Raw genomic sequence first — 13,591 nt, forward strand, 5'->3', positions numbered from 1 at the left:
GTCAGCCCAGTTGCACGACCAGCGTCTGCCCGCGCGCGGTCACGCGGTCGCCGACGACGAGTTTCTTGCGCTTCTGCGTCTCGACAACGCCGTTCAGAAGCACCTCGCCCGCGCCGATCAGCTGCTTGGCCTCGCCACCGCTCTCGGTCACGCCGCCGAACTTGAGCAGCTGGCAGAGTTCGATGGGAATCTCGCGCACGCTGACGGCACGAGGAGCGGAAGACTTGGCTTGGGTCATGCCCGGAGGTTGAACCACAAAGGGACCAAGGCACAAAGCCCAATTCGCAAGGCCGGGGTCACCACTAAACCCACGAAGTAAACGAAAGGAATCCGGCGGAGTTGCCCACAGAACACACGGAATACACGGAAGGTTGAATGCAGCGTTCTCTGCGCTCGGTCTGGTAGCCGCCGTGGGCCGGTCACCGCACCGGCCGCACCCTTGACCCAATTCGTTTAAACGCGGAGATCGCGGAGGACGCGGAGCAATCAGCCTGAGGTGGAAACCGCGCTCCGTGCGGGTCTTCCGAACAGGCCCCATCAGCCTGCGCAGAGCGTCGGCTCCACCTATCGCCCCCCTCCGCGTCCTCCGCGCTCTCCGCGCCCTCCGCGCCCTCCGCGTTTCAAAGGTATTTCGGAAGATTATCCCCCTTCCGCGTATTCCGTGTGTTCCGTGGGCAAGCCTGCCTTGACTGTCGCTCACTTCTCCCCGTCCACCGTCGACAGCAAGCTGATGCCATCCGGGTCGATCATGATCTTCCGCTCCTTAAACAAGGCGCCGATGGCCTGCTTGAAGGCCTTCTTGCTCATGCCAAAGACATCACGAATTTCCTCCGGCAGGCTGTTGTCGTGGTAAGGCAGGCGTCCGCCGCGTGCGGTGAGCACTTCCAATACTTTCTCGCTCATCGGCCCGATGCGCCGGTGGCCGGCCTGACCCAGAGCCAGGTCGAGTTTCCCGTCCGGACGAATGGCGCGGATGTAGCCCGGGACCACGTCTCCGACCTTCAGGGGACCAATGATGTCGGTGTGATAGATTAGGCCGCGATGGGCGTTGTTCACGACCAGGTTGAAACCCAGCGGACTTTTGCTCGCGACCATCAGGCGGACGGACTCGCCCTCGTGGTAATGCGGCGGTTTCTGGTCCAGTCGGCGGTTGAAACGCGCGCTGGCGATCAGGCGGTCGGTGCGCTCATCGAGCACGACCATGACGACCACGCGGTCGCCAAGATTGACCGGACCATCCATCTCGCGCATCGGCAGGAGCAGGTCCTTCTCCAGGCCCCATTCCAAAAACACGCCGACGCGGGGATTGATGCCCGCGACGCGGAGATAGGCCAGTTCGCCCAGTTCGGCCAGCGGTTGCTCCGTCGTCGCCACGAGACGGTCCTCGGAGTCGCGATAGACAAAGACCTCGACCTTCCCGCCCACGACGGCCCCGGTCGGGATGAATTTTCCCGGCAAGAGGATTTCCCCCCGCGCCCCGCCATCCAGGTAAAGCCCCGGCGCCGCCGAGCGGACGACTGTCAGGAGATTGCGTTTGCCGAGTTGAGCCATACCGCAGTTTGAGCGTCCAAACCGCCCATGAGGAGGTAATTCTGGAGCAATAAAAAGCCCGCATCACCTGGATGCGGGCCTTTGAGAGTGGTGCCCCCACGGGGAATCGAACCCCGGTTTGAAGAATGAGAATCTCCTGTCCTAGCCGCTAGACGATAGGGGCGAAAAACTGAAAGAACAAAAAAGCGCACCCGGCGGCGGGCCGTCAAGCGCGCAGTCGAAAATCAGACGTTGAACAGTTCCTCGGCCTTGAAGAAGCGGGCGAGCTCGAGCTTGGCGTTCTCGTCGCTGTCGGAGGCGTGGACGACGTTCTTCATCATCTCGGTGCCGAAGTCGCCGCGGATCGTGCCCTTGGCCGCCTTGCGGGAGTCCGTGGGCCCGAGCAAGTCGCGGACCTTCTGGACGATGTTCTCGCCCTGCAACGCCATCATGATGACGGGACGGGAGCTCATGAAGGCCTCGATCTCGGGATAGAACGGCTTGCTGGCCACATGCGCGTAGTGCTCGCGGAGCTTCTCGGGGCTCAACTTGCCCATCTTGCAACCGACGATGGTGAAGCCGGCCTGCTCAAAACGGTTAAGCACGTTGCCCACATGGCGTTGTTCCATGCAGTCGGGCTTAAAGATGACGAATGTTCTCTGCATATAAGCCGCCGAACATAGGTCCGGCAGCTCGTTTGGGAAGCCCGGATTTGAGAAATTTGCAAAACCGATTGGGCCCCACGAAACACACGAAAGACACGAAAAGGGATCGATAATCAGCGGTACGGCAGGAATCCCAAACTGGCGAATGAACCAACCGCTAATCTGCGCTAATGTGCGCCAATCAAGAAATTGAGTCCGTAATCACCGGCGCAAGCCCCGGACATTTCACCGACGGAGGCAGGACGATCAGTCCTGCGACATGAGAGCCTCGCACCACTCCAAATGCAGGGCTGATGGCCCCACCTCCAACCAAACTCGAAACCACCTAATCCCGAGAATTTTTACGGACTGGTCTGCTTGAGCGACTTGAGGGCATCCAGCGCCGCCGCTCTGGCTGCTCCGTGATCGACAATTGGCTGAGGGTAATCGCGCCCCAACACCACCCCGGCTGCGGCTAGCGCGTGCAAGGGCGCTTCCCACGGGCAATGGATGAACTCCGCCGGCAGTTTTGCCAGTTCCGGCACCCAGCGCCGCACGTAGGCGCCGTCCGGATCGAACTTTGCACCCTGCAACATCGGGTTGAAGATCCGGAAATACGGCGCGGCATCGGCGCCGCAGCCCGCCGTCCACTGCCAGCCGAGCGTGTTGCTCGCGAGGTCGGCGTCCACGAGCGTGTCCCAGAACCAGTCCGCGCCGGCCTGCCATGAAATCCGCAGGTGCTTCACGAGGAACGACGCCACGATCATGCGCACGCGATTGTGCATCCAGCCGGTCATCCAGAGCTGCCGCATGCCGGCGTCCACGATCGGATAGCCGGTCTGCCCCTTTTGCCAGGCCCGCAGCTGCTTCGAATCGGTCCGCCAGGGGAAGGCGCCGAACTCCGTGCGCAAGGGAGCCTCGGGCGTGTGCGGGAAGTGGAACAGCAGGTGATGCGCGAATTCGCGCCAGCCCACTTCGCTGAGAAACACCTGCGCGCCGCGGCTCGGCGGAAAAATCCCGCTGCCTTTTGCGGAAGCCTTCACCGCCGCCCACACCTGACGCGGCCCCAGGTCGCCGAAATGCAGATACGGCGACAGCGCCGAAGTGCCGTCCACGTCGGGCCGGTTGCGCTGCTCGCCGTAGTCTTCCATCGCCGACGCGATAAACTGCTTAAGCCGCTTCTGCGCGCCAGCCTCGCCGGGCTCCCAGACCTTGGTAAAACCCGCGTCCCAGGCGATCTTGGGCAACAGCGCCAGTTCCGGCAAAACGAGCGAGCGCGGCCACGTCTCCGGTGCAGGCAGCGTGCGCAGCGACAGGCGCACCGGTTCCTCGACCTTGAGCGAGAGGCAGTGTTTCCAGAACGGCGTGAACACCTGAAAAGGCCCGCCGGCCTTGGTCTGCACGGTGTGAGGCTCGAACAGCAGCGCGGCGTTGAAGCTCTTCGCCTCCACGCCGAGCCCGGTCTTGAGGTCCTTGTCGCGCGCGATGACGGCGGGCTCGTAGCGGCGGCTCCAGTAAACCGCGTCGGCGCCGGTCGTCTTGATCAACTCGCGCAGCACCGTCCCGCTCTCCCCGCGTGCGAGCACGAGCCGCGAGCCGCGCTCGCGCAGCGATTCGTCGAGCGCCGCAAGCGAGTGATGCAGCCACCAGCGGGCCGCCCCGCCCAGCGGCCAGCGCCCCTCCGCGGCGTCATCGAGGATAAACACCGGCACCACCGCCCCGCTTCGCGCCACCGCCGCCGCAAGCGCCGGGTTGTCCTGCAGGCGCAGGTCCTGCCGGAACCAGACGATGGTGGGGCGAGATGAAACCGATGCCATTGATGATTAAACGCATGAGCAGGCGTTGCGGATGCGCCAAAGTTGTTGCGGCGGTCTATGGCCAACGCCGGAGAGCTCGCGACCTTGCGAGCCGGCCCGCCGAAACACGGGTCCTCCCAGGAAGCCTTGGACGGTCGGTGCGAAGCCCGTCCCGCCCCCTCACAGCGCGTTCGCGTAGAGTTCCTCGTAGGCGGCGACCGCCGTCTTCCACGAGAAATCCCGGCGCATGGCGCGGCGCTGGACCTCGGCGTATTTCGCCTTGTCGGCGTAGAGCACGAGCGCACGGCGCAGGCCGGAGTTGAAGGCCTCCTGCGTGGGGGGAAACATGATGCCGGTGCCGGCGGCCGGTTCGACGTCGATGTCCACCACTGTGTCCACCAGCCCGCCGACGCGCGAGACCAGCGGCACGGTCCCGTAGGCCTGGCTATACATCTGGTTCAGGCCACAGGGCTCGAAGAGCGACGGCATCAGGAAAAAGTCGGAGCCCGCCTCGACCAGGTGGCTCATGGCTTCGTCGTGCTTCACGCACACGCCAATCTTGTCGGGATGCCGCGCGGCCAGCGCGCGGAGGGCCTCCTCATATTTTTTCTCGCCGCCGCCCAGCATCACCAAGCGGCAGTTTTCCTTGGCGAAAAAATCCTCCGCGCCGAGCAGCAGGTCGAGGCCCTTGCTCGGCGTGAAGCGGCAGACCATGCCGAAGACCGGCCCGGTAAAGCCGCCGTTGGCCGCGCCGGCCACGGGCATCGGCGGGTTCGTGTTGCCGGTGCGGCGACGCGAGGGCGGCTTCGGCGCCCAGCCAAATTCCTGCAAAAGTTTTTCCCGGCAAAGCGCCTTGCCGGCCATATTTTCGACGCTGAATCGGGCGGGCAGGCTGGCGTCGGTTGCGGGGTTCCAAACGGCCGTATCGATGCCATTGATCAGGCCGTGTAGATCCGCGACGCGTGTGCCGATGATACCGTCCATGCCGTTGCCGAACTCTGGCGTCTGGATCTCCTGCGCGTAGCGCGGGCTTACGGTGGTGACGAGGTCGGCGAAGACGATGCCGCCCTTCATCATGCACATCTGGTCGTAATACTCGAGGCCGTCGATGCCCATGAGCTCGTCGGGCAGGTTGGTCAGCGGAAAGGATTTTCTCGGGAAGATGCCCTGGTAGGCGATGTTGTGGATCGTGAAGACGGTCTTGAGCGCGAGCGTGACGCCGTAGCGCTGTTCGGCGTAACGCAGGAACAGCGGCAGCAGGCCCGCCTGCCAGTCGTGGCAGTGGACGATGTCGGCCTTGAAGTCGGTCAGACGCAGCAGTTCCGCCACGGCCTTCTGGAAAAAGATGAAGCGGGCGTCGTTGTCGTCGTAATCGCGCTCGCCCGTCCAGTAGGGCAACCGGCGGTCAAAGTATTCCTCACGGCAAATCAGATGCAGCGTAAGCCCGGCACGCGGCTTGAGGGTATAAACGTCGCCGGCAAGAAACGCGTCGCCCATCTCGATCTTCAGGCGGTGCGTGAGCTCCGCACCCTTCGCGTGCGGTCCGTCAAACACCGAGCGGTAGCCGGGCATGAACACGGCGACCTCGTGACCGCGATCCACCAGCGTGCCGCCCAGCGCCGCCACCATGTCCGCCAAGCCGCCGGTTTTCAGGTACGGGAAGACTTCGCTGGCTGCATGGGCAATTCGCATGTTGCAACCCTACAACCCCATGCGCACGTTGCGACCAGAAAATCCCGACAATATCCTGCTCCCGATCCGTCATCGCGAGCCCCGCGCAGCGGGGTGTGGCGATCCATCCAGCCGGTCACGTGGTCCCGTCCCCATGAAAAATTTCTCCGAACGCTTGTTCGCCCATCTTTCCCGCAAGAACTACGTCCCGACTTCCGCCGAGGCCATCGCCAAGGAGTGGCGCCTGAACACCAAGCAGCGTCGGCCCTTCCTCGCCGAAGTCGGTCAGCTGGTGCGCGCGGGCCGGCTCGCGCTGATCAAGGGCAACCGCCTCTGCATCCCGCAGGAGGCCGATCTTGTTACCGGCACGATCAATTTTCGCCAGAAGGGTTCGGCCATGGTCACGCCCGAGCGCCGCGCCACCGAAAACCGTGAGGCCGCGATCTACATCGATGCGGCCGACACCGGCACCGCCCTCCAGGGCGACAAGGTCGTTGTGCGGCTGCGTTCGCCGCGGGAGCGCGATTTCCCGTTTTTCCTGAAACCCGGCGAGCAGGCCGGCCGCGTCATCGAGATCCTCGAACGCGGCGCCGCCACCGTCACCGGCACGCTGCACCGTGGCCGCACCTATTTCTACGTCACGCCCGACGACCCGCGCATCCCGCACGACATCATCGTGCCCGACCCGACGCGCCCCGGCCAGAACGTGAAGCCGCCCGCGATGGTCGGCGACAAGGTCGTCGTGCAGCTCAATGAGTGGAAGGAGCGCCACCTCAACCCCGACGGCACGATCACGCAGCGCCTCGGCCGCGCCTTCGAACCGCGCGCCGAACTCGCCGCCATCTACCACAAATACAACCTCGCGACCTCATTCCCCGACCCCGTCCAGCGCGAGGCCGCCGCCATCCCTCCGGAGGTCAAGCCCGCCGACCTCGTCGGGCGGCAGGATTTCCGTGACATCCCGACGTTCACGATCGACCCGGATGACGCCAAGGACTTCGACGACGCGCTCTCCATCGAGTATCTCGACCACGGCGACATCCGCGTCGGCGTCCATATCGCCGACGTGAGCCACTACGTGAAGCCCGGCACCGCGCTCGACCGCGAGGCCCAGCGCCGCGGCAACTCCACCTACCTGGTCGGCACCGTCGTGCCCATGCTGCCGGAGAAACTTTCCAACGGCCTCTGCTCCCTCGTCGAGGCGCAGGACCGGCTGACCAAGGCCGCGATCTTCACGTTCAACCGCCACGGCGCGCTCAAGCACACCGAGTTCGCCAACACCGTCATCTGCAGCCGCAAGCGTCTCACTTACAAACAGGCCTACGCGCTGATGTTCGAGGACAGCCACGACGCCATCCGCCGGCTGCCCCTCCCCGCCGCGCACCAGACCGGCTCGACCGGCCGGGCGCTGAACAGCCTGTCGTTCGAGGAGCTGACCGAGCTCCAGAAATGGGTGCGCCAGCTCTGGAGCATCGCCGCCAAACTCCGCCGCGAGCGCATGGCCGGCGGTTCGCTCGACCTCGACATGCCCGAGAACAAAATCTTTGTGGATGCCGAGGGCTACGCCGACCGCATCGAGCGCATCGAGAATGACGAGAGCCACCAACTGATCGAGGAGTTCATGCTCCTCGCCAACGAGGCCGTCGCCAAACTCACGCGCACGCAGCGCCTGCCCTCGCTCTACCGCGTCCACGACGACCCCGACGAGGCGCGCCTCGCCGAACTCCGGCAGTTTCTCGCCACCTTCAGCATCAAGGTCAGCGATCTCACCGAGCGCGACGAGCTGGTGCGTCTGCTCGGCGTTTTGAAGAACCACCCGCAGGGCTACGTCCTCCGCACCCAGGTGCTCCGGTCCATGCGCAAGGCCTGCTACCGGCCGAGCCACGACGGCCACTTCGGCCTCAACAAGAAGGACTACACCCACTTCACCTCGCCGATCCGCCGCTACGCCGATCTCGTCGTCCATCGCGTGCTCGCCGCCTGGCTCGCGAAGCAGCCCGGCTACCGCGCCGCGCACACAGACCAGCTCGCCGAGCACCTCAGCCTCACCGAAATCAACAGCACCGAGGCCGAGCGCGATTCGCAGAAGGTGAAGCTGATGGAGTATTTCGACCGCGAGACGGAGCGGAAGAAGAAGACCGTCTTCAAGGCCATCATCACCGACGTCCGCAACCACGGCTTCTTCATCGAGGTGCCCGACGCCGGTGCCTTCGGCATGGTGCCCATCTCCTCGTTGCGCGATGATTTCTATGTGCTCAACGGCCCCGGCACCGCGTTCATCGGCCGCAAGTCCAAGCGCAAGTTCGAGCTCGGTCACCCGATCGAGGTCGTCGTGATGAAAGTGGACCGCCAGAAGCGCCTCATCGACTTCACCGTGCCTTGAGTGAGCGGGATCTGCTTTTGCAAGGGTTTCGTCGGCATGTGCAGAATTTCGGTCAAACCTGGCCTGGAAGTTTCGGGCCAAATTTTATTGTGTCGGCTACCGCATTTAAATCGTCGGATACTTTTACACCCAAGGGACTTGATTATGCGTATGAAACGTGAGCTTCGTAAATAGATTATTCACATGCAATTTATTATCAGCTAATAACAAATTCGCAATTTCGATGCATTAACTCTGGCCTATGGGTTGCTACAATAGAACTAAGATGAAAAACTTCAAACTCCTGAGCCTCGCATTAGCCCTTGCTACAGGTACCTCTCTGTCCGCCGCCACCATACTCACCAGCGGCAGTTGGGATGGAGCGAACAAGAACCTCAACCACTACTTCGCGGCTTGGGGCGTCGGTCTCGACGTCAACGCCGACCAGATGGCGGGCGACGAGTATTGGCACAGCATTCTGTCCTCCGGCGACAACGCCGTGATGCTGCTGGAAGTCGCCGGCCACGCGCCGCTGAACACCTTCGGCATTTTCCAAACCGGCCAGAGCGGTATCACGCACACGCAGATTTTCAACGGCGCCGCTGGTTCGGGCGCCAGCGCCTTGCTCACGGTTCCCACGGGCGCGTTCGGCTTTTACCTCGAATACAAGGGCAAATATTTCTATTCCGATCCCAACCTGAACGGGCCCATCGGCGGCTACGACCAGCTGGCTTCCTATCAAGGCCCTTTTGGCGGAGTAACCACCGTCGGCGGAGTACTCTGGGACCAGAGCAGCTACCTGCTCGCCTGGGAGGATCTGCCCTATGCCAGCTCCGACAAGGACTATAACGATATGGTCCTGATGATCCGTGTGCAGGAACACCAGGTGCCGGACTCGGGCGCCACCGCGTTGATGATCCTCGGCGGTCTGGCCACCCTGATCGGTCTGCGCCGCAAGCTGCGCTGACTTTAGTACGAATATATCCAACCGGCAGCACTTCGCGTGCTGCCGGTTTTTGTTTGGTCGAGTGCGCTGACTTGCGGGGAATACCATCCGGTTTGCTTTTGCAGCGGCTGCGCCTTTTCTGGCGTCTCTCCCGCCATCATGAAACATTACGACTTCGCCGACCAATTCCGCACCCTCTACGACAAGGCCGCCAAGCTCTACGCTGCGGGCAACTCTGACCAGGCGTCCTACTTCACCGCCGCCGAAAAGGCCTTCCTCGCCGCCAACGGCATCACGGTCCAGAACATGTTCGACTACGCTGAGGACCACACCAACTACGGGGAACCCGGCTACGACCGCGCCCTCGCCATAGAGACCGTCCGCCGCGACTACTTCCTGAACGTGCAGGGCGGCAAACCTTCCTCCCACGTCATCGACGTCGCGAAAATGCCCGCCAAGACCGATGCCGTGCGCGGCATCGAGTGGCTCCCGCGCCTCATCCCCAAGACCAAGGCCAAACTACGCGGCGAACTGCCCTCCAGCCTGATGTATTCCTGCGGCGGCGACCGGAATTTTTTGCGCACGCACGACATCCATCCCGCCGAGTTCCTGAGCCTCGTCTGGCGCAATGGCGACAACGACGAAGCCACGATCGACTGGGTGGCGAAGCGCATCTCGAAGTAACGCTCCTGTCTGTAGGGCGGTGTCTCCGAACCCCGCCTTTTGCGTTTCCCCGTGGCGCGACACGCAAATCCGGCATTGCCGCGTCGAGGACAATGCTGCTCTTTCAGCGCACGGGCCACCAACCAAGGCCGGGCAGTTCGCCCGGCTATAACTTCATCATCCCATGAAAGCCATGTTCTGGATCGTAGTCGTGCTGGTGGTTGTCGCCGCCATTGCCGTGCCCTTGCTGGCCAAGGACAAACCCGCGCCCGTTGAGGTCAGAAAAATTACGCCCGAGGACAGCGAGGTTGCCGAGGAATGGGAACGCGTGACGGCAGAACCGGACGTCCTTGGGGTCAACGCCGCCCGGTTGAAGGCCGCCAAGTGGAACTGGCAGATTTTCATCAACGCCGCGGAGTTCGTCCGACGCGACCCCCTCGCCTCCTGTCTCGATGCCGATATCACGGCAGCCCTGAAAAAAGTGAAGGGCGTCAGTGCCGTGTCTCATGATGACAGGGAAGTGTGGGTGGTGCAGGCCGAGGCCGGCGGCGAGGATCTGGTTCGCGCCTGCGCTGGGGCGCTCGATGCTTTGGCTCCTGAAATCCGCAAACAACTCGAGAATCCATGAAAACCCTCTGCCTCCTGTTGATCGCGCTGGTTGGGTGGGTTGCACGGGCCGAGACCACCAAGCTCACGATCAGCGTTTCCGATCCCTCTGGCCGCCAGCTCGTGGCCAACGTCGTATTCGACGGAGACCGGGTCCTTGAGTTCGGACCGGAAATCTCCAACGCGCCGCTGGCCATTTTTGATCTGTCCGCCCCCGCGTGGACCGACACAGCAACCGGGAAACGGATCACCCTCGCGGAAGCCCGCGCCTGGGCCGGCAACACCAAGGCCGGCGCCGAATCCTCCCTGGCCCGCGTGACCGACCCCGACCAACGCGCCTTTGTGCAGTCGCTCCTCACCCCGGATTTTGTGGTGAGCAAGTCAGGCGACGGCGTAACCCTGAAATCAAGGTTTCTGAACTATATCGCCTCCGCACCTTTGACGCTCAACGGGGACCTGAAAAAGCGCCTTCTCGTTTACGACACGCTGAACGCCTACCGGAAAGCCATGGCGCCACGCCAGCTGCCCCCCCTTCACCCAGCTCGAAGTCTGCCGCTTGCTGGCCGATAACGAAATCTATCCGGGTCAGCTCGTCATGGAACTCACCACTCCAAACGGCACCGTGCGCGTCAGCACGAGCTATGAGGTGAGTGTGCTCTCGGAGAAGGAGAGCGCATTGCTTCCGCAATGAGCTGCTATATCCGTTCCCATGTCTCTACCCAAAGACCAAGCTTGGTTTCCCGCGAAAACGTACGGTTGGGGCTGGGGCGTCCCCACTCGCTGGCAGGGCTGGGTGGTGACCTTCGGCTTCCTGGGCGCGATGACCTTGGGCGGCATCTTCATCGCCCCGCGAAGCGTCCCCGCCTACATCGGCTACGTGCTCGTGCTGGCCGCTATTCTCACCGGCATCTGCTACGCCAAGGGGGAAACCCCGCGCTGGCGCTGGGGTGAGGACGAGGCGGATCATAAGCGCTAACATATCCGGCGCAGACTTGCACCGCGCACGGCGGGCGTGTCATATCAGGCGCATGTCCGACTACAAAGCTCCCGTCTTCCTCACCGAACTGCTGCGCGCCAAGTCCCCCTCCGGCGCCGAGGCGCAGGCTCAGGCCGTCTTCGACGCGCATGTGAAGCCGCACGCCGATGCCTACGCCGACGACGCGCTCGGCAACCGCATCGCCACGCTCAACGCCAAGGGTGCCCCCACCCTCATGCTCGCCGGGCACATGGACGAGCTCGGCCTCATCATCACCTACGTCAACAAGGACGGCTACCTCTACTTCGACACCATCGGTGGCCACGACCGCAGCATCATCTCCGGCCGCCGCGTGATCATCCAGACCGCCAACGGCCTCGTGAAGGGCGTCACCGGGAAACGCGCCATCCACCTGATGGACGAGTCCGACCGCAAGAAGGTCCCCGAAATCCACGAGATCTGGATCGACATCGGTGCGAAGACCAAGGCCGAGGCCCTCACCCGCATCGCCATCGGTGATGTCGCCACCTACGACCACGAGTTTGAGCTGATCAACGGCAGCATCGGCACGGCCCGCGCCTTCGACAACAAGGTCGGCGCCTACATCGTCGGCGAGGCCCTCGTGCGCCTCGCCAAGGAGAAGGCCAAGCTCAATGCCCGCCTCGTTTCCGTCGCCACCACCCAGGAAGAGATCGGCACCCGCGGCGCCCAGACCTCGGCCTTTGCCGTGGACCCGCATGTCGCCCTGATCGTGGATGTCGGCCATGCGACCGACCACCCCGACTGCGACCAGCGCAAGTTTGGCGAGACCAAGCTGGGCGGCGGCCCCATCATCTGCCGCGGTCCGAACATCAACCCGAAGGTCTTCGACCGCCTCGTCGCCGTCGCCAAGAAGCTCAAGATTCCCTACCAGCTCGAAGCCGACCCCCGACCCACCGGCACCGACGCCCGCGCCATCCAAATGGCCCGCGGCGGCGTGGCCTGCGGCCTGGTATCCATCCCGCTCCGCTACATGCACACGCCGAGCGAGGTCGTGGATCTGCAGGACGTCGAGGACTGCGTTAAGCTTTTCGCCGCCTTCGCCAAGTCGCTCGGCAAGGGCGAAAGCTTCAACTGGTAAGGACGCGCGCCCGGTGTCGCCGTGCCCCGCGCGGCCACACCGCCCCATCAACTGCATCCTTCGCCCGCGAGCAGTTTCTGGAAATTCACATCGGCCCCGAGCACGCCAAGGGTCAGACCCTTGGCGTCACGCACGACGACCGAGACGGTGAAGCAATAGTCACCGGTCGCCGCGGAGCGGTAAATATCGGAGATCGCGACCTCGTCCGGCCGATGCAGTGCGTCCGTGAACCACGGTCGGTCGCGCCAGTTTTTGCCCCGGGCCGAGCCATTCGCTTCAACCCGTTGATCCTTCCAGCCGAAGTTGCCGCTGACCTGGCGTCCGGCCGTGTCGGTCGCATAGAGCAGTTCGAACTCCGCATGCCCCTCCAGCCAGAGAACCAATGTCTGCTCCAAATGTCCTAAATCGTGAAATACCGGCGCGAGCCGCGGCAACAGGGCGCGAATTTCCTGCGCGGCTCGACGGTGGGCGGTCAGCCGGAAGGTGCCGACGGCCAGCAGAAGTTCCTCGGTCAGCCGGTTCGCCGCGTCGCCGAGCGAGCGCAGCGACTTGGCGCCGTCGCGCTGTTTCTCGGCCGTGCCCGCCATCACCTGCACCTGGGTGTTGACCGACTGCACGGTTACGATTGGTCCGGCTTCTTCGCCTGAGGTGACCGAGGCCGCCACCTCGCTCGCACTTCCCCGAATCGCCTGCACCCGCTCCTCAATCAGCTGCGTGGAGCCGCGGGTCTGGTCGGCCAGCTGCTGCACTTCGCGGGCCACGACGTTGAAGGCGCGCCCATGCTCACCGGCGCGGGCGGCCTCGATGCTGGCGTTGATGGAAAGGATGCGCGTCTGGTCCGCGATGCGGGCGATCTCGCCCATCACCTCGTGCACATTGCCCGTGGCCGTCTGCAAACGTCCCACCACCGCACCGAGCCGCTCGGTCAGCTCCCGCGTCGCGCTGGCGATCCGCTCAGCCTGCCGGGCCTGCGCGTCGGCCTGCTCCTCCATGCGACCCGCGAGGCCGGCGAGTTGCGGCCCCAAGGCGGCCAGGCGCACAGCAGACAGCGCCATGCGTTCGATCTGCTGCGGCGGCCGATCGGATTCCGCTCCCGGTGCGCTGACGGGCATCCGGCGCGGCTGCGCGTTCATGCGGCCGGATGATGGCGGCGCGGCGTTGAGAATCGGCGTTGCGGTGCTGGTCGTTGGCTTGGCCATGGCACGCTCCCGCAAGCAGATAGCGTGCAAGCGCTTCGCTCCCGGCAAAAATATCCCGGCTTTTTCCGCTCAAGCCTG

At 63.7% G+C, this 13,591-nt stretch carries 13 protein-coding genes and 1 tRNA gene; 7 read left to right on the plus strand and 7 right to left on the minus strand.

From position 1 onward, the window contains the following. Position 1: 1 nt before the first annotated feature. From ESB00_RS12570 to ESB00_RS12595, 6 genes are all read right to left on the minus strand, one after another. Positions 2–238: an RNA-binding S4 domain-containing protein gene (locus ESB00_RS12570; protein ID WP_129048030.1), complete on the minus strand. Its 237-nt coding sequence runs from the start codon at positions 236–238 to the stop codon at positions 2–4. 458 nt (positions 239–696) lie between these two features. Next, positions 697–1,551 carry a CvfB family protein gene (locus ESB00_RS12575; RefSeq protein WP_129048031.1) on the minus strand — a complete coding sequence of 285 codons (855 nt, stop codon included), beginning with the start codon at positions 1,549–1,551 and terminating at the stop codon, positions 697–699. 88 nt (positions 1,552–1,639) lie between these two features. Next, positions 1,640–1,714, minus strand: a tRNA-Glu gene (locus tag ESB00_RS12580). A gap of 61 nt (positions 1,715–1,775) precedes the next feature. Next, entirely contained in the window at positions 1,776–2,195 is a 420-nt protein-coding gene (gene ndk, locus ESB00_RS12585) for a nucleoside-diphosphate kinase (protein ID WP_129048032.1), read from the minus strand. A 341-nt stretch (positions 2,196–2,536) separates the two neighbouring features. After that, positions 2,537–3,991 carry a cryptochrome/photolyase family protein gene (locus tag ESB00_RS12590; protein ID WP_129048033.1) on the minus strand — a complete coding sequence of 485 codons (1,455 nt, stop codon included), beginning with the start codon at positions 3,989–3,991 and terminating at the stop codon, positions 2,537–2,539. A 159-nt stretch (positions 3,992–4,150) separates the two neighbouring features. Continuing rightward, a complete protein-coding gene (locus ESB00_RS12595) occupies positions 4,151–5,662 on the minus strand; it encodes a glycogen synthase (RefSeq protein ID WP_129048034.1) in 1,512 nt (503 codons plus the stop codon). 133 nt (positions 5,663–5,795) lie between these two features. Here ESB00_RS12595 and ESB00_RS12600 point away from each other — a divergent pair, with 133 nt between their 5' ends. From ESB00_RS12600 to ESB00_RS12630, 7 genes are all read left to right on the plus strand, one after another. Then, complete coding sequence (locus tag ESB00_RS12600; RefSeq protein WP_129048035.1) at positions 5,796–8,024, plus strand: ribonuclease R family protein; 2,229 nt, start codon at positions 5,796–5,798, stop codon at positions 8,022–8,024. Positions 8,025–8,289: 265 nt separating this feature from the next. Next, positions 8,290–8,970, plus strand: a complete 681-nt coding sequence (locus ESB00_RS12605; RefSeq protein ID WP_164976186.1) for a VPDSG-CTERM sorting domain-containing protein — start codon at positions 8,290–8,292, stop codon at positions 8,968–8,970. Positions 8,971–9,108: 138 nt separating this feature from the next. Then, the gene (locus tag ESB00_RS12610; protein WP_129048037.1) at positions 9,109–9,633 is read left to right on the plus strand and encodes a DUF5069 domain-containing protein; all 525 of its coding nucleotides are present in this window, start codon (positions 9,109–9,111) and stop codon (positions 9,631–9,633) included. A 163-nt stretch (positions 9,634–9,796) separates the two neighbouring features. Then, the gene (locus ESB00_RS12615; protein WP_129048038.1) at positions 9,797–10,240 is read left to right on the plus strand and encodes a hypothetical protein; all 444 of its coding nucleotides are present in this window, start codon (positions 9,797–9,799) and stop codon (positions 10,238–10,240) included. Next, positions 10,237–10,788: a hypothetical protein gene (locus ESB00_RS12620; RefSeq protein ID WP_129048039.1), complete on the plus strand. Its 552-nt coding sequence runs from the start codon at positions 10,237–10,239 to the stop codon at positions 10,786–10,788. The genes ESB00_RS12615 and ESB00_RS12620 overlap by 4 nt, the downstream gene beginning before the upstream one ends. Positions 10,789–10,927: 139 nt before the next feature. Continuing rightward, the gene (locus ESB00_RS12625) at positions 10,928–11,194 is read left to right on the plus strand and encodes a hypothetical protein (protein WP_129048040.1); all 267 of its coding nucleotides are present in this window, start codon (positions 10,928–10,930) and stop codon (positions 11,192–11,194) included. A 52-nt stretch (positions 11,195–11,246) separates the two neighbouring features. After that, positions 11,247–12,314, plus strand: coding sequence for a M42 family metallopeptidase (locus ESB00_RS12630; protein ID WP_129048041.1), 1,068 nt, complete (start codon positions 11,247–11,249; stop codon positions 12,312–12,314). 47 nt (positions 12,315–12,361) lie between these two features. Here ESB00_RS12630 and ESB00_RS12635 read toward each other — a convergent pair whose 3' ends face one another. Then, on the minus strand, positions 12,362–13,447 hold the full coding sequence (locus ESB00_RS12635; protein ID WP_218938741.1) for a methyl-accepting chemotaxis protein: 1,086 nt from the start codon (positions 13,445–13,447) through the stop codon (positions 12,362–12,364). Between the last annotated feature and the right edge of the window lie 144 nt (positions 13,448–13,591).

The sequence above is a fragment of the Oleiharenicola lentus genome (assembly GCF_004118375.1).
GTDB lineage: Bacteria > Verrucomicrobiota > Verrucomicrobiia > Opitutales > Opitutaceae > Lacunisphaera > Lacunisphaera lenta.